This is a genomic window from Vibrio sp. 14N.309.X.WAT.E.F5, from assembly GCF_030397615.1.
Taxonomy (GTDB): Bacteria; Pseudomonadota; Gammaproteobacteria; order Enterobacterales; family Vibrionaceae; genus Vibrio; species Vibrio lentus.
In genome coordinates this window covers 261,130-277,048 of record NZ_JAPNXR010000001.1, presented here as the reverse complement: position 1 = coordinate 277,048, position 15,919 = coordinate 261,130, and the positions used below count along the sequence as shown (strand labels likewise).

General features: G+C 43.8%; 21 protein-coding genes. 12 read left to right on the top strand and 9 right to left on the bottom strand.

Features of this window, described 5'->3' with window-relative positions; genetic code table 11:
* Positions 1 to 13: 13 nt before the first annotated feature.
* Positions 14 to 730: a DUF1826 domain-containing protein gene (locus OW495_RS01240; protein ID WP_102513836.1), complete on the bottom strand. Its 717-nt coding sequence runs from the start codon at positions 728 to 730 to the stop codon at positions 14 to 16.
* Positions 731 to 1,034: 304 nt separating this feature from the next.
* On the opposite strand from OW495_RS01240, the gene OW495_RS01235 reads away from it, so the two are divergent.
* The 6 genes from OW495_RS01235 (at position 1,035) to OW495_RS01210 (ending at position 5,922) form a co-directional block, all read left to right on the top strand.
* The gene (locus tag OW495_RS01235) at positions 1,035 to 1,607 is read left to right on the top strand and encodes a YceI family protein (RefSeq protein ID WP_102513835.1); all 573 of its coding nucleotides are present in this window, start codon (positions 1,035 to 1,037) and stop codon (positions 1,605 to 1,607) included.
* Between the two features lie 211 nt (positions 1,608 to 1,818).
* Positions 1,819 to 3,063, top strand: a complete 1,245-nt coding sequence (locus OW495_RS01230; RefSeq protein ID WP_102513834.1) for an NADH:flavin oxidoreductase/NADH oxidase family protein — start codon at positions 1,819 to 1,821, stop codon at positions 3,061 to 3,063.
* Between the two features lie 164 nt (positions 3,064 to 3,227).
* Complete coding sequence (locus tag OW495_RS01225) at positions 3,228 to 3,923, top strand: VC0807 family protein (protein ID WP_102513833.1); 696 nt, start codon at positions 3,228 to 3,230, stop codon at positions 3,921 to 3,923.
* Positions 3,924 to 4,273: 350 nt separating this feature from the next.
* Positions 4,274 to 4,549 carry an HU family DNA-binding protein gene (locus OW495_RS01220; RefSeq protein WP_017106020.1) on the top strand — a complete coding sequence of 92 codons (276 nt, stop codon included), beginning with the start codon at positions 4,274 to 4,276 and terminating at the stop codon, positions 4,547 to 4,549.
* A 27-nt stretch (positions 4,550 to 4,576) separates the two neighbouring features.
* The gene (locus OW495_RS01215; RefSeq protein ID WP_017106021.1) at positions 4,577 to 4,723 is read left to right on the top strand and encodes a hypothetical protein; all 147 of its coding nucleotides are present in this window, start codon (positions 4,577 to 4,579) and stop codon (positions 4,721 to 4,723) included.
* 284 nt (positions 4,724 to 5,007) lie between these two features.
* A complete protein-coding gene (locus OW495_RS01210; RefSeq protein ID WP_133153978.1) occupies positions 5,008 to 5,922 on the top strand; it encodes a VirK/YbjX family protein in 915 nt (304 codons plus the stop codon).
* 53 nt (positions 5,923 to 5,975) lie between these two features.
* On the opposite strand, the gene OW495_RS01205 is transcribed toward OW495_RS01210, so the two are convergent.
* The 3 genes from OW495_RS01205 to pnuC form a co-directional block, all read right to left on the bottom strand.
* A complete protein-coding gene (locus OW495_RS01205; protein ID WP_289884506.1) occupies positions 5,976 to 6,656 on the bottom strand; it encodes a Crp/Fnr family transcriptional regulator in 681 nt (226 codons plus the stop codon).
* Positions 6,657 to 6,783: 127 nt separating this feature from the next.
* Positions 6,784 to 7,512 carry a nucleoside phosphorylase gene (locus OW495_RS01200; RefSeq protein ID WP_289884504.1) on the bottom strand — a complete coding sequence of 243 codons (729 nt, stop codon included), beginning with the start codon at positions 7,510 to 7,512 and terminating at the stop codon, positions 6,784 to 6,786.
* A gap of 8 nt (positions 7,513 to 7,520) precedes the next feature.
* On the bottom strand, positions 7,521 to 8,255 hold the full coding sequence (gene pnuC, locus OW495_RS01195) for a nicotinamide riboside transporter PnuC (protein ID WP_289884502.1): 735 nt from the start codon (positions 8,253 to 8,255) through the stop codon (positions 7,521 to 7,523).
* 364 nt (positions 8,256 to 8,619) lie between these two features.
* On the opposite strand from pnuC, the gene OW495_RS01190 reads away from it, so the two are divergent.
* A complete protein-coding gene (locus OW495_RS01190) occupies positions 8,620 to 8,823 on the top strand; it encodes a hypothetical protein (protein ID WP_065103683.1) in 204 nt (67 codons plus the stop codon).
* 43 nt (positions 8,824 to 8,866) lie between these two features.
* Here OW495_RS01190 and OW495_RS01185 read toward each other — a convergent pair whose 3' ends face one another.
* A complete protein-coding gene (locus OW495_RS01185; protein WP_102558210.1) occupies positions 8,867 to 9,958 on the bottom strand; it encodes a transporter substrate-binding domain-containing protein in 1,092 nt (363 codons plus the stop codon).
* 297 nt (positions 9,959 to 10,255) lie between these two features.
* Here OW495_RS01185 and OW495_RS01180 point away from each other — a divergent pair, with 297 nt between their 5' ends.
* Both OW495_RS01180 and OW495_RS01175 read left to right on the top strand, forming a co-directional pair.
* Entirely contained in the window at positions 10,256 to 10,642 is a 387-nt protein-coding gene (locus OW495_RS01180) for a VOC family protein (RefSeq protein WP_017109753.1), read from the top strand.
* Positions 10,643 to 10,762: 120 nt separating this feature from the next.
* Complete coding sequence (locus OW495_RS01175; RefSeq protein ID WP_099166820.1) at positions 10,763 to 11,167, top strand: AraC family transcriptional regulator; 405 nt, start codon at positions 10,763 to 10,765, stop codon at positions 11,165 to 11,167.
* Between the two features lie 93 nt (positions 11,168 to 11,260).
* On the opposite strand, the gene OW495_RS01170 is transcribed toward OW495_RS01175, so the two are convergent.
* A complete protein-coding gene (locus OW495_RS01170) occupies positions 11,261 to 11,728 on the bottom strand; it encodes a PaaI family thioesterase (RefSeq protein WP_289884489.1) in 468 nt (155 codons plus the stop codon).
* A gap of 43 nt (positions 11,729 to 11,771) precedes the next feature.
* Between OW495_RS01170 and OW495_RS01165 the strand changes: the two genes are divergently transcribed.
* Entirely contained in the window at positions 11,772 to 12,050 is a 279-nt protein-coding gene (locus OW495_RS01165) for a DUF134 domain-containing protein (RefSeq protein ID WP_017109750.1), read from the top strand.
* A gap of 38 nt (positions 12,051 to 12,088) precedes the next feature.
* Here the strand turns inward: OW495_RS01165 and nqrM are convergent, their stop codons facing one another.
* Together nqrM and OW495_RS01155 are read right to left on the bottom strand one after the other, a co-directional pair.
* On the bottom strand, positions 12,089 to 12,298 hold the full coding sequence (gene nqrM, locus OW495_RS01160; protein ID WP_289884487.1) for a (Na+)-NQR maturation NqrM: 210 nt from the start codon (positions 12,296 to 12,298) through the stop codon (positions 12,089 to 12,091).
* On the bottom strand, positions 12,295 to 12,741 hold the full coding sequence (locus tag OW495_RS01155) for a NifB/NifX family molybdenum-iron cluster-binding protein (RefSeq protein ID WP_065103687.1): 447 nt from the start codon (positions 12,739 to 12,741) through the stop codon (positions 12,295 to 12,297). Before OW495_RS01155 ends, nqrM begins: the two co-directional genes overlap by 4 nt.
* 239 nt (positions 12,742 to 12,980) lie before the next feature.
* On the opposite strand from OW495_RS01155, the gene OW495_RS01150 reads away from it, so the two are divergent.
* The gene (locus tag OW495_RS01150; RefSeq protein ID WP_102558213.1) at positions 12,981 to 13,808 is read left to right on the top strand and encodes a DMT family transporter; all 828 of its coding nucleotides are present in this window, start codon (positions 12,981 to 12,983) and stop codon (positions 13,806 to 13,808) included.
* A gap of 164 nt (positions 13,809 to 13,972) precedes the next feature.
* Positions 13,973 to 15,208, top strand: coding sequence for a membrane dipeptidase (locus tag OW495_RS01145; protein WP_289884481.1), 1,236 nt, complete (start codon positions 13,973 to 13,975; stop codon positions 15,206 to 15,208).
* Positions 15,209 to 15,524: 316 nt separating this feature from the next.
* Here the strand turns inward: OW495_RS01145 and OW495_RS01140 are convergent, their stop codons facing one another.
* Positions 15,525 to 15,734 carry a hypothetical protein gene (locus OW495_RS01140; RefSeq protein ID WP_289884479.1) on the bottom strand — a complete coding sequence of 70 codons (210 nt, stop codon included), beginning with the start codon at positions 15,732 to 15,734 and terminating at the stop codon, positions 15,525 to 15,527.
* Positions 15,735 to 15,919 lie beyond the last annotated feature (185 nt).

Below are 15,919 nucleotides of genomic sequence, written 5' to 3'. Positions count from 1 at the left end.
CATAAAAAGCTTACTAACCGAAATCTAATGTCAGCAACAATCGCGTCTCGTCAGATGAAGTAACGGGAGAACGATGAACAAGACCCGCATTTTCATTGCCACTCCAACGCTCCCCTTTCAATAGCGCCACATCACCACTCGCCATTTGTTGAATATCAGATTCATGAGTGTATAAGCCTGAAGCAGAATCTGGCTGTCCGTTGGCTCCTCGTCCTAGCTTCGAACGGTCGACCGCGTAGTTAGGTAACCATTGCGTCGCGACACCATGATAAGTCGTCACTAAGCGGCAAGGTACTTGGTCAAAATGGAAACGAGGACACATCGCTTTATTCAGAACGGCTAGGCGCAGCCCGACTTCTTCAAGTTCGAACAAGCAACAGAACATATCCACCAACTCTGCCATGTTTTCTAATAGCGCTTTAGAAGCCGTTCCGTCAGTCGCAAACTCTAATTTCTCAAAAGCGTTGTCGGGTGACACGCTAACAGACTTACTAAAGTTTGGATTCGACGCGATAAACTCACCAATGTCGCCTGTTAAATCAGCATCAAGCTTACGCTGCCAAATCGCAATATTGATGTCGCTTTGATAGATATCAGCTAATACCGTGGGCTGCTCCGAAGCACTAACGCATGCCTTGTGACTCGCCTGATCTTTGATACTAACAGCCGAACTAATATTAAGTGGCTGGTTACTATTGGTTGCCAAACGCTTGGTTAACACGGCATTCATTACGTCATCTCCTTGATACATGCTTATCGTCCCCCCTTTTACCAATACGCTCGTTATTGGCAGCAAGAGTGATTTTTCAGTTATGTTATAACATAACTAAAAATACACAAGTAACTTAGCCGATCATGGTTCCAATAATATGGCTATGCTCTACCTTCCTCAGGTAATTTGGTGAATGCTAGACTAAGCTTTTATCTATCTTTATTTTCCCAAAGATGTGCTCCAAAAAATGTGCCAAAGAAGTTGTTTAAGCGAACGGCTCCATCACGTTAAACCTGTAAATTCAGCAATCTGGTGACCACTTATGAAAAAACTAATACCTACGCTCGGTCTGTTTTGTACCCTCATTTCTGCGCCCTCTTTTGCAGAAACGGGCTACACGTTAGATCCCAAGTTATCGAACATTACATTCGCAACCATTAAGAAGCAGTTTGTTGTGGAGCCTGCGTCTATAAAACCTCTATCTGGTGGGCTTACTGAAGACGGGCAATTTTCGATATTGTTAGACTTAAAGACCGTCAGTACTGGAGTATCCATTCGTGACCAGCGACTCAATGAGCTCTACTTTGAATCGATGACTTTCCCTGAGGTGAAGATCTCCGGAAAGGTTGACCCTGAAATGCTATCTGGCGACCCGCAAATTACGACCATCGCTGCCGAAGTTACCTTACACGGCACCACCAAAACTATCGACTTCCCAGTGATGGTCGTTCCGTCTGAAGGTTTTGTCATGGTCAATTCAACCTCAACCATTATCGTCAATGGCGCTGATTTTGGGATATCGACGGAAAACCTCAACAAGCTTTCAGCAACCGTCGGCGGGCTAGCGATTTCCGATAAAGTTCCGCTAAGCTTCAATCTACTCTTCGACAAATAGTGGATTAATACCGTCTCTTTCTGACTCCCTCTAAGTTCTCTCCATCCTATTAAGGCGAGAGCTTAAGGGAGAATATCCCGTTATTCTCAATGCCTATAAAGTCCCAAACAGAGCCAGAACAAGGTTCAACAAAACCTAATTGCTCGGAACCAAAGACCAAATAGGTCATACTAGAACCCTCATAGAAAAAGCCCATAGCAGCCAAAACCGCATGAACTCTATTAACCTCAGTAAACCTTTCACCCTAATCAATGGCCAAGTGATTAAGAATCGCCTATTTAAGTCAGCGATGAGCGAACAACTTGGCGACAAACACCACAACCCGACAATCGGCTTAGTTAACCTCTATCAACGCTGGGCGAACGGTGGGATTGGTTTGTCGATGACCGGTAACGTCATGGTCGATAGGAATGCGCTCGGCGAACCGAAAAACGTCGTTTTGGATGAGCAAAGTGATTTAACCGTTTTCCGCCAATGGGCTAACGCTGGAAAGCAAAACGGCTCTCAAATATGGATGCAGCTTAACCACCCAGGCAAGCAGATCCCTAAGTTCTTATGCAATGAACCCGTCGCTCCCTCTGCTATATCATTAGGCCGTGGATTAGAGAAAGGCTTCAACACCCCAAGAGCACTCAGTGAAAGCGAGATCCATGGCGTTATTAATAAGTTTATTGTGAGCGCTAAACTCGCCAAACAAGCTGGCTTTACTGGTGTACAAATCCATGGTGCTCACGGTTACCTTGTCAGTCAATTTCTGTCGGCTAGACACAACCAACGCGAAGATAAATGGGGCGGCTCATTGGAAAACAGACTTCGATTCGTACTCGAAGTTTATCGTGGTATCCGAAAAGAAGTGAGCGATGATTTCCCTGTTGGTATCAAGCTTAACAGTGCCGACTTCATGAAAGGTGGATTCACGGAAGAAGAGTCAATGCAGGTTGTACAAGCGTTGAGTGAAGACGGAATCGACTTAATCGAAATATCAGGCGGGACTTACGAAAGCCCTTCAATGATGGGTTCTAAGAGCAAAAGTGAACCGATAAAAGCAAGCACACTCAAACGTGAAGCCTATTTTATGGATTACATGGTTAAAGCGAGGAAACTGGTCAGCACGCCTCTCGTGGTCACTGGTGGCTTTCGAACCGCACAAGCGATGAATGACGCGTTAAATACATCCGCCACTGACTTTATCGGCATAGCTCGAACCATGGCGGTTGATCCTGACTTCCCCAATAAGTTAATTGAAAACCCAGAATACGGAATGCCACTAACCGTGCCTACCACGGGAAAACCTTCATTAGATAGAATGGCGATGGTTGGATTGGTTTGGTACGAACATCAAATGTGGCGAATGGCCGCAGGAAAAAACACCGATCCTAGATTAAGTGCTCTTGGCGTCGTAGTTAAAACGATCTTAAGTGCAGGTTGGCACGCCTTCAAGAAACGCAGAGCGTAACGTGTTTAGCGTATTTATTTCGGAGAATTGAAGCGCTTACACTCCAGAAGATGTCGTTGATGTCACATGTCGTTACACAGCATGAAGTCTTAAGGCTTTACATCTTGGGCGAGGTAAACAACAATCCCTGAGAATAAATCCATAACATAATGTATTTAGAAATTATGAGTAATACAGAAAACAAAAAATCGAACCCTCTTTTTGAAGTCGTGTTTAACGTCTTTCTTCCTTCATTCATCTTAATGAAGTTCAGTGGAGAGGAGCATCTCGGAACTGGCTTAGCATTGCTTGTCGCACTTGCCTTCCCTATTGCTTACGGTGGTATGGAACTCATCCGCAACAAGAAGTTTAACTTCATCGCGGCGCTGGGCTTTGTGAGTGTGTTATTAACGGGCGGCATTGGTTTCTTTGAACTCGATACTCGTTGGTTGGCACTCAAAGAAGCATTAATCCCCGGCCTAATTGGTTTAGCGGTACTTGGCTCTACGTTTACTCGCTACCCATTTATCCAAAAAGTCATCTTCACTCCGGCACTACTAAATATCTCTCTGATTGAAGAGCGTTTGAGACAGTTTGGCAACCAAGCTAAGTTTGATCGTTGCCTCATGACATCAAATTACCTATTCGCAAGCACGTTCGCCTTCTCTTCTGCGATGAACTACTTTCTAGCGACTTGGATTGTCACCAGCCCAGCAGGCACAGTCGCCTTCAATGAAGAACTTGGTAAGCTGACACTTTACAGCTACCCAGCAATCGCTATCCCAAGCCTTCTGATGATGTTAGGTATTTTCTACTATATCTGGCGCCAAGTGCGCGACATGACATCATTAGAAACGGAACAGATCTTCATTACTAAGTAGCTTTTACCGAACGATCTTAGAAAAACACCAAAAGCTCAGCACACTTGCTGAGCTTTTTCGTTTTACTCTCTCGTTGGTCGCTCGATGGGATTTCATCTTTGGTTGATCAAATGAATCACATTTATGATTCGAGGCCCGTTTTCTTAGATTAGGTCAAGTAACTCGCTCTAAATCCATAATAATCAACGAATTTCATTGATTGAACCGACAGATGCTTTTATAGTCAATTTTGTTGGTTACTTTACAAAGCCCTACCCAATCACTGACATTATCTCAATTGCTATTGATAAGATCGTATCAGCTAGGTGCTAAAGGTAGACGCCAGCCGTACTCAATAAGGAATATAGATTATGAACAAATCTCAATTAGTTGAACACATCGCGACTTCTGCAGACATCTCAAAAGACCAAGCGGGCACAGCGCTAAATGCACTCGTTGAAGGCATTTCTACGACTCTTGCTAACGGCGATGATGTGTCTATCCTTGGATTTGGCAGTTTTAAAGTGAACGCCCGCGCAGCACGCACTGGTCGTAACCCACGAACTGGAGAAGAAATTCAAATTTCAGCGTCAAAAACGCCAGCCTTTAAAGCAGGTAAAGCTTTAAAAGAGGCATGCAACCTTTAATACCGCAATACAACAAGGAAAGTTACGATGACTACGCCAAAAGAAAAAGCGAAAACCAGTCGCAGTAAAAAAGCTGGCAAGTCTACTAAAGCACAAGCCGAAACGCCTAAAACTCGTCAACGTATTGAAGAGCTAATGGAGCAGCGTGAATTGGCCAAACTGTTAGAGTTATAGATTGTTATCGTTCAAATGCCACTGCAGCTCTGCAGTGGCATTATTTGTTTAAGGACCAGCGCCTGCAACAAATACCCCCTCTCCCATAAGAACCCCTCACGATTAATAGAGACAAACGCACAAGTCCTGAACACTAAGTAACTGATTCAGTTACATTGCTATACATACCCATACATACCCACATGACACTTTTCATTATCATCATTTCCCTTGTTGTTTATGAGAATAAAGGAAGTAATCGCGACACTGATGTGTTCGTGCAGTGCTTCTTTGTTGAGGTGATTATGAATGTAGTTCGCATGGGAATTGAAGCTAATGTCCATAAGAATAAAGGAAAGTACAAGGCGATAGTTAAGTTCGCTGTTCGTGCACTTTTTTATTATTCAGATACTAAAAAAATGAATGAGAATTTCAGCTCTGTCGAGAGAAAACTCTTGTTCAAAAAGCAGCCAAATTTCCTCTCTAAGTTTGTCACCCCTTACTTGTGTACTGACTTCAGTAAAAAAGAAAAAATAGAAATACTATCAAAGCATTATGATTGGTTTGAAGACAATTTCACGACACAAGCGCGCCATCAAATTTATAACGAGAGACTTAACCTTTTAGAGCTTGAGATCGACGAACAAACCTACTTGCTAAACCTAAGCTTTGAAAGAAATGCGAGAAAAGAAGGCGAACTCACCCTCTCCCTTACTGATTCCATGTTGAACAAAATGTACACCATCTCATTCTCCATTTTTAACAATGATATCTACATTGGCGGTGTGCAAGGCGGAGCAAATGACAATGGCTTCAGCCGCACATTCACAAAGGCATTTTATGGTTTGAGACCCAAATCCTTTATGGTAGAAACCCTTCGATTAATGGCGACTAGCCTGGGAATTAATCACATTTATGCAGTCAACGAAACAGGACATGTCTCAAACTCATTACGCTATGGGAAGAAAGGGAAAGCGATAAGCCTCAAATATAATTGCTTGTGGGAAGAGCACGACGGACAGCAACATGACAAATGTTTTTACGCTTTGCCTATCCAGTCAACAAGGAAAGATCTAGAGCCGCTTAAACGTCAGAAACGAAAACTATATCGTGAGCGCTATGCTTGGTTAGATCAGTATGAGCAAGACCTGCATAACGTAATCAGTCAGCACACCCACGGTACAGACATGACCCCAATTCAACTAGCAAAAGCTAGCTGATTTAATTCTGTTGAATAGAACACGAGGCCTCGCAATCGCGGGGCCTTTGAGTTTCACTCATAAGAGTCAATAAAGGCTTGAAGTGCTTGTTGGTCGATAATTTCCAACCCTTGTTGCCCTTTCTTGATGAAGCCTTTATCGAGTAAGTCTTTGACTGCTCTGCGATATACTCTGCTCGATGTACCGAAACGTTCGGCCTCTTGATTCACTTTATCGAAGCCACCTAACACGGTATTGGTGTGGCTTTGTACCAACAAATCGTAGGCGATATTGTAGGTAATCGAGTGTAAAAGGCGATTGGTGTAAATGCCCATCGAGTCTTGGTAATCTTCCGCCAATGCTGAAGCGAAAAAAAACATCATCTCCGGGTTTTCATGTAACGCTTCTGATAGTTTCTGGATACAGATAACATCAACCTGCATGTGTTCATCTGTGACGACATTCCACTGACAAGGCGTTTGAGTGAAGAACTCCATCTCGCCAAAGATATGATAGTCGCAATTCACTTCCCCCAGTTGAAAGCGTCGCCCATTAGCCGCAGAGATACTCATAGAAACTCGCCCTGCCGGTACAACATAGAGATACTGAAGCTGCTCTCCTTGACGCAAAATTTCGTCATTCTTATCAAAATAACGCGAACTCACTTGGTGTTGGTAGATGAGAGCTTTAAACTCAGAACTTTTCTGTTCTAGGTAGTTTTTAAAACGTCCGCTTGAGTATGGTTCGATCTTCATACTAACTGTCTCTCATTGCATGAACTGCTGTTGATGTTATTGCGATTGTAGCGGCTTAAACCAATGGAGAGAACAATAAAAAAAGCGACGGTCTCCCATCGCTTTTATCTTCAGTTTATTGCTGCTCTTACTGAGCGATTAACGCTTCCAACGCCGCTAATGATGCAAGTCGTTCACCTTTCATCATCACTTTTGCTTCATCGACATACTGTCCAACACCGTCTTTTACATCTTGTTCGTACAAAACCACATTGTTCAGGATGGAGGCGACGTTAACTCCTCTCAAGCGCCCAACCGTAAACAGTGCCGATGTTTCCATGTCTGCCCCCAAAATGCCTTTACCATTCCAATACTGACATATCGCCTGTTCATCATCGGTATAAAAGCTGTCGTGTGAGCGCACCGTTCCTAAATAGTAAGGTGTTGATTGCTCCTGCAAGAACCCATCTAGCTCTTTGAGCAGGGAGAAGCTTGCATAAGCGGGATACGACGGTTTAACGTAAGCCGCAGAGCCTCCCTCATCACGAACCGCACCTTCTGCGACAATCAACTCACCAAGTCCAATATGGGACTGCATCGCACCCGCAGAGCCGACTCTTACAATATGAGTGACACCACAAAACTTGAGCTCTTCGACCGCAATGATCATTGAAGGCGCACCGATCCCCGTACTACAAACCGATACCGCTTTGCCTTGATAAGTACCAGTGAAAATTCGATATTCACGGTTTTCGGCGACTAGCTCAGCGTGCTCAAGCAGACTCGCGATACGGTTTGCTCTATCAGGCTCGCCACAAACAATAACCAACGGAGCAATTTGCGTTTCATCAACGCCAATATGAGGTTGCTTTGCCATCTTAACTCCTAAGAAACCGTTGCTTGAGTCAGTGACTTATCACTGTTTCGTTTTGCTGTGCGTGCCCACTCACGAGTACCATTCGCCGCAATAAACATCAAAATAGCGTATTGAACGGACATTGCGTAAACGCCCTGCGTAGCATAAATACCAACACTGATAATGTTAATCACAATCCACAGTATCCAGTTTTCAACATACTTACGAGTCATGAGAACTTGGGCAACAATCGATAGAATAGTCATGGTCGCATCCCAGAATGGGAACGCATCAGGTTCAAGAACAGGTTCAGCTAAGTCCGCACCAAATAGATTCAGGCTATCAACCGCGATGTTTGCCAGCGCAAAAAAGAATGGGTCGATGTACATAGTAAGCAGTGCAATCGAAATCGCACACGCTGCGGCTGTTGCCATCAGCTTGTTTTGGCTCAACCAACGAACTTCTAGCGTTTCCCCTTGCTCATTAGGGCGTGTCCATGCGTACCAGCCGTAAATGTTAGCGCAAAAGAAAAAGAGTTGAAGAAGTAACAGTCCGTATAACTGAATTTGGAAAAAGATAACCGCAAATAAGGTGACATTCAGTAATCCGAACAGATAGTTAATGGTTTTCTCTTGGCTCGCAAACCAAATGCAAAGCAGGCCAAACACAGTGCCGAATGCTTCGATCCAGCTCATTGCATAGCCATCCCCTATTGGGATATTGACTAGAGTATTGTTGATATCAAGTAGGGCGAATAGGTCCATAGGGATGTCCTTTATTATTTGTTTTTAGTAGCACCTATCTTATTGCGCTGACAGAAACAAAAAGGAGGACATTTGTCCCCCTAAGATTGCATGCGATCATAAATCAGAATAATAAATGGAAGAATCAAATTCATCGTAAAGAGCGTGATGCTTCATCGGTATTTCTGAATCTCATTTCCTTTGAAGAATAAATCACTTCCAAAAACGAAATTTTAGCTTACTGGCTTTTGACTGATATCGCGTTGACGGGCGCGTTTGAGAAGCGCATGCTTTTATTTCCGAGCAGAATAGTTTTGGCCGAATTAATAGCCTAACCCGCCCATAACGTGTTCTGTGTAACGCATCTGATTGAATGGTAGGTCACATGAATAAAGTTATTATGTTAGTAATGGGGCTGCTTTTTACCAGTCGATTATTTGCCAGTATTGGGCCGCACGTTAGTCAACTTGAGCATGATGCCCCTATTCTCCTTCGATCAGCATTGATTGTCGGTGTTTCGGCTTATGCCGTTTGGACAGCGTTCAAATATTTCAAAAAGAACAAAGCTTCTAGTTCAGACCAACTGTAGTGGAAAGAACCCAGAAAACGTCGAAGTAAGCAGCAGATGTCGGTTATTGATCCGCAAAATAATCGACCAAAATTTTACGCCACTTACGCGACTCACGAATTTTCAGCAGCGCACGGTTTATCTCTTCTTCGTATGAGTTATTTTCAGTAATGATAAATCCATAATTCTGCTTTTCTAACTGATACGGTAACACCTCTAGATCATCGAACTGTCCACTTATTCTGCCATTACCGATCATATATTTGAGTACCACATCATCGGCTACGATGGCGTCAACTTCACCTTCCTCTAAAGCCGCCAACAGTCTCGGCATATCCACATAACTCTTGTGTCGAATACCAAAGCTAGTGAGCATCAAAGAAGAGGTCGTCGCAACTTTTGCCCCTACTTCTACATCCGCGAGATCATTCACGCCTTTAATATGGGAAGAGCCTTGGCTAAGCGTAAGCTTGCTGGCTAATACCGCAGTAATACTGGCAATAAATAGCATGCTCAATACACCAATGAATACTGTGGCAATTCGTCCGGTTAAGCTCTTAAACTCAAAGTAATTGAATGGGCCTCGAGTGATGAACAGTAAGCCAAGTATGAAGCTTTCTAACCAACGACCAGTACGGCTTTTCATCGAATAGAGCTTTTCATTCTCACCGTGCTCCAACACGTAGAAAAATGCGCCAATGACCCCAGAGATAAAAACGATAACACCAATGATCACCCACAATGCAGGGTTTAAGAAAATGGCGTGCAAGGTATGAAGGTAGCCCTGTTTCTTCACTGCGATGGCAAGGTGAGTTTCGTAAAAGGAATGGGAAAAGTCAGCAAACAGCTCACGCTCTGGGGTGATTGAAATGCAAGAGACTCCGATATCGATTTGCTCGGTTTCAATCGCATTGAGTAGTTCATCCAAGCGGTGATTCTCTATCGTATATTCAACGTCCATCTCTTTGGCGATTTGTTCCCAAAGCTCGACACTCAGGCCATTCCATTGACTTTCCATCGAACTGATCACAAAAGGCGGACACGGGTACACACCGACTTTAAGTGGAGAAGAAGAAGCAAAAGTACTGAAGAATAGAAAAAGAGAAACGATTGAAGTGACACTGTATCGGAGTGTCGATTTGAAGAATTTGTGCATCAGCAGCCCTCCAGAAGAAGGCAGCAATGAATTGAATACGAAGGCTCGACTAATGAACACACATCAGCGCGATCAGAAGTGAAGAAAGTTTATGATAAATTCAATACTGCCCTAGCTTTTATAGTTATAACTTTAACTATAGAGAACCCTATTTATTGTGCAAAGAATCGGCTTAACAAAGTACAAACGATAGAACAAAACCGACTCTACACTTCCATAAAAGCAATATAGAATAAGTATTGTCACCGCCTTCTGGTTATTCTTTTTGCTGTTCCCAACAATTAAAGGTAGTTCGCAATGAAAATCGTCGTAACAAGTGTTCCCGTTGAAGACCAAGACAAAGCACTGGATTTCTATACCAATATTCTGGGTTTTATCAAGAAGACAGAAGTTCCGCTTGGTGAGCACAAATGGTTAACGGTTGTGTCACCACAAGAACAATCGGGCGTTGAACTTCTGCTTGAGCCAATGGCTTTCGAACCCGCTAAGCAATACCAAGATTCATTGAAAGAAGCCGGTATTCCTTGGACATCATTTGCTGTCGATGACGTAAACGCAGAATACGAAAGATTGGTCGCTCTAGGAGTCGAGTTCTCCATTACCCCAAGAGAAGCAGGAAGCGTGATGATCGCCGTCTTAGACGACACCTGTGGTAACTATATCCAGTTGATGCAACTGCTATAACACTCAGCTCATTCAACCAACAGGTGCTGCCAAAGGTATCACCTGTTGGTCGTTCTGCCTCTTTCGTACTGAACAAGACTAATATAAATAAGTGTCTATCCAATAACGGGTTAACGAGCAATGTCATCACCCCCTAAAACATTCTATGAACAAGAGCTCGACCGCTTGGACAGTGAGATATCACTTCCTGCCAAACATTACGTGCTCATCAGACAATCGAAGCGATTCATAGAAGAGTATTATCCAGAAAAAATAGACTTAGATGACCTAGCCAAAGCTGCATTTATGTCTCGGTTCCACTACATTCGTGTATTCAAACAGGTATATGGCGTGACACCTAGGAACTACCTGAAAGACATGCGTATTTCCAAAGCCAAAGAACTCTTGAAACAGGGCCATTCTGTCACCGATGTTTGCATGAGTGTCGGCTATGAAAGCTTGGCGACTTTCTCAACAACCTTTAACAAAAGCACAGGTTATTCACCCAGAGAGTATCAACGTTTGTATAATGAAAACCTGAAATAACGTTCGATTTGAATACCCTGCCGAATTCATCCCATACACCTTCCACCAACTCCGAGACCTATTACGTGTTACCTGACACCTAATGGCTAAAACCTAAGACAAAAACTGGCTTTGTGCCGATGAACACAGTTTTCCGTTCTGAGTGATTTTGCTCTCTAAGAAGTGAATGTTGCGTCGGCTTTTGACCCATTGAGCGTGAATTTCTAACTCTTGACCAATGGCTATTGGATGATGAAAGCGAGACGTTAAACTCACCGTCATTGCATTGATACTATTTTGGAACAAACAATGCAGCATCGCGCTGTCGTGTAATGTAGTAACAATGCCACCTTGCATGATGCCATCGTAGCCCTCAGCTTTATCTGTTGGTACAATCTTGGCTCTGGTTTCATATTTAACTAAAGCTTCACTCTTAATTGAAGCTTCATGATTGGCCAAGGCTTTATGATTGACTAAAGTCTCGCGCTCGCCAACGGCTTCAAAACAAATGGGGCTGTCTGCGAAAAAACCTTGGCTGCATACTTGGCAGCGCCGATGGTTGTGAGGAATGAAAACCTTCATACTACCCTTATTCCTTTTTACCCTTAGATTCCTAGAGATTGATATGGCTCGACCAAAAAAACATCGCCAGTTATGTACCCGTGCGGCTTACTCTTGTTTTAAGCCTAATGGCGTTCCTATGGACGAGCTTCATAAAGAAGAACTGCTATTAGAAGAGTTAGAAGCCTTACGCTTGGCTGATCAAGAAGGATTGAGCCAGCTTGAAGCCGCCGAACAGATGCAGGTATCTCGCCAAACGTTCGGCAATATCATTAAGCGTGCACGAGCCAAAGTCGCCAAATGCATCGTCAACGGCCATGCGTTGGTCATTCAAGGCGCTTAACTCGTGTCCTAACCAGAAATGATTTAGCGTAAGACCACTCATTCCCAAGACTTAGCTGATGGCTCAGTAATCTGATACAACGTTCGGCTATGCTCTTCGCACACATCCTTGCAATTGCATTCGCGCTCAATGTCTAACTGCGCGAGCCCTCCACAACTGCCTTTGATTGGCTTACGTGAAAAAATCACGCCTATCGCCATCAGAAAAACGATCCCAACAAAACCCAGTAGCGTGAGTAAGAAAGTCATTTACGAACACCTCGAATAACACTGAACCTATTCGACCGTGGCGTGTGAATCGACGTTTCTTTCTTGTGCCCTTTGTCACCGCACGTTTTCTCGCGACAGCCGCTATTTCTGGGCTCTCGACCATAATCGAGGTCAGTGACTTCTTGCAGATTGCTGAAATCCAGCGTGGCAACTTCCGCCTTTCCTGTCGATGCAAAAACTCGAATATCGTTATTGAACAAGTGCGCTAGCATCTTCTTCCCTATGTGACGGACAACTACAGCCTTCACATCGTAAGATTTAACGACAGACATCCATTGTTTCTTCTTATTGCACGGGCTGTCCGACTCAACCAAAGGAATAAGCTGCTTTATTTGTTGTTGTTCATCGACAATGGCTATCTGCGGAGAACGAGCAAAGTGGTTACCGACATGAAGGTCGCGACAAGGTACTGCGTATAACATGGTAACTTCCTGTTATTGATGATTAGGAGTTCAGCATACGCCTCATTATTAGCATATGCCAATAACTATCGCGTGAAAAATTAGATTTACTGTTTGTAGAGATCTTAACGATGAATAGGCAAAATCTCATAAAACATTGGATATCAATTGAATGCAGCGGTTAAACTCTGAACAATCACTAAGTATGGCAATCTGATACGCACACGAGGGAAATCACTATCTCATCAACGATTCTTTGGATGATAGGCACACTGATATCATTCAGTTTGATGGCCATCGGTGCGCGAGAGCTCAGTGGCAACATCAGTACTTACCAAGTGTTACTTGTACGAAGTGTCATTGGTTTATGCGTCGTGTCATTTTTGATCTTCGCGTCTAAGAAAAAGGAGCTGTTTTCGACAAACCGACTCCCCTTGCATAGCCTGCGTAATGTCTTTCATTTTGGTGGGCAATTTGGCTGGTTTGTTGGAATTGGGCTACTTCCTTTGTCGGAAGTGTTTGCGCTCGAATTCACGGTCCCACTTTGGACGGCATTACTGGCAAGTCTCTTTCTGGGTGAAAGCTTGACACTTAAGAAGATGATGGCTATCGCATTAGGGTTACTCGGCGTTGTCATCATTGTTCAACCGACTCAAGATGTCATGAATGCCGGAGCTATTGTCGTGTTGTGCGCAGCATTTTGTTACGCGGTGGCGCATACCTCGACCAAATCATTAGCCAGTACCGAGGCTCCGCTTACTATTCTGTTCTACATGTGCTTAATTCAACTGCCCATAGGCTTGGTTCTCTCTTGGCAAACATGGAAAATGCCATCAGCGTTAGAATCGGTTTGGCTGTTGCTCGTCGCCCTTTCGGCACTCTCCGCTCACTATTGTTTGACCAAAGCCATGAAGAACGCCGAAGTCACTTTGGTGATGATACTCGATTTCTTCCGCCTACCCGCTATCGCCGTTGTCGGCATTCTGCTGTATGACGAGCCATTAACGCCCGCACTCATCATTGGTGGCGTAGTGATGCTGTTCGGGAACCTGTTAGTTACCTATAAAAGCAATCGCCGCAATCAATAGCAAAAGACCTCGCTATCGCAAAACCATAGTTTTATCTCTCCGTAATCCGATTAACAAGAAGAACACAACCATGTCGCGAAATGCACATTTTCAGTGCTGGGTTCCTTTATTATCTCCTACATCAACAGCGCACTTAACTCGCTAACTAATGTAGAGGTTACATCATGAAAAAATTAATCCTAGCCGCAACAATCGCATCACTATCCACTGGTGTAAACGCATCTATTGAAACATTAGATTGGCATGAATTTGCTTCGCCAGAAGCGCAGAAATTCGCACAAGAAACCATTGTGTTGGACTTTTATGCCTCTCCTAGCGCTGTTGGCTTCACTGAAGATTCTGATGTTGCTCGCTATATCGACCTTGCTCATGAGCGTGGCATAACAGGTGCATCAGTAACGATTGCTGCACCTCACACACCAAACATGTTGGCATTTAAATCTGAACATGCGAAGTGGACAAAAGCATCAGCGTCTGCCAAGACACCAATTCGTTATGTTGAGAGTGTTGAAGACTTCCAACTGGCTCATGACAACGGTGAATACGCGATAATGTGGGCAAGCCAAACAACCATGCCTTTGGAAGGTGATGCTTCAAATGTTGCAGTCATGGCTGAACACGGCATCAAAACAATGCAACTCACCTACAACGAGACAGAGCTTACAGGTTCTGGTGTTATCTCCATGATAAACGGTGATAAATCAGGCCTAACCGAGTTTGGTAAAGAAGTAATTGATGAAATGGTGAAACACGGCATCACGGTTGATCTCTCTCATACGTCTCACTACACAACTGAAGATATTACCGACTACATGCAGAAACACCATAAAGGTGTGCCAGTTATCTATTCGCATTCGCCAGTTGCATCAACTTACGGCTGTAAGCCTCACGAAACACTGAGTGAAACGAAGCAGCGTATGGCAGAGAAAAACCTACAAAAGGACCACCCCGATTACCGTTTATCTGCATGCTACCGATTAATTTCTGATGAGCAAGCGGAGACTGTTGCCGAAATGGGCGGTGTCGTTGCAGTTACTGCGACAGAATTCATGATGGACGGCGTTTGGCCTGCAGACATCTCACCACAACAATTTGCAGAGATGATTGATGGTGCGGTAAAAGTAGCAGGTATTGACCACGTCGGCATCGCAACTGATGACATGATGACAACAGCGAAAGTGGTACCTTTTGCCGTCGCTAATGCTGACAAGTACGCTGATAACGGCTACATGGTAGAAGCATTCAACAAAGGCGCGACAGGCTGTGCAGAGCTGTCAAAACACATTGCAGGTGTTGTCGATGCTTTATGGGAAATGGGTTACTCAAATGAAGACCTTGCTAAACTATTCGGTGGTAACTTAATGCGTGTTTACGAACAAACATGGACACCAAAAGCTTAAGTTATTTCGCCCACAGAAATGTGGGCTTTTTTGTCATCCTTGGCTCTAAACGATTATCGCATTGAGTAAATTGAGGCTTATCTCTCGCCTCTTTCCCAAGATACGCTCGGTGGCTACTAGACACTGCTATTAATAGAACAGAGAGCAACGTCTAACACCCTGTATATTTCACATTTTTGTTCTGTGACATCTTCGTAATGCTGGTTCAATAGAACGCTGCTATCGCCTACCTTGAACAGGATATACGTTGCTCCATCAACTTCGAACCAATCGAACGTCCCATGCTGGTTGTACGTCGTCATTGTTCTGTTTATTTTCAAGAGATGTACACCAGAAGAGCAAGACAAGCAGACGCACATAACCCGAAGAAAGAGAAAAAGAACCTCGCCCCTAATTCAGTCTTTTCATTTTCTGGCATTGCCCTACTTTGTTGCCAGCCAAGCTCACGAACCTCATCCTTCGTGAGGTTTAAATCTAATTCTTCAATGTATCTATCGAGTTCATCATTGTGCACTGATCCAATCATCTTCTATCCCCTCTAGCCGTTTGATTCGTATTTTATGGCCACCCTGTGTTTAATTAAATTAGATAATTTATAACAGGCGTTAAGGTAAATAGAACGCAATGAAGATCAGGTTAACGAACGCCTCCCACTTCCTCAACTGGTCACTTTATGAGAGCTAGCGAACTTGTGTGGTTGCTTCAGTGATA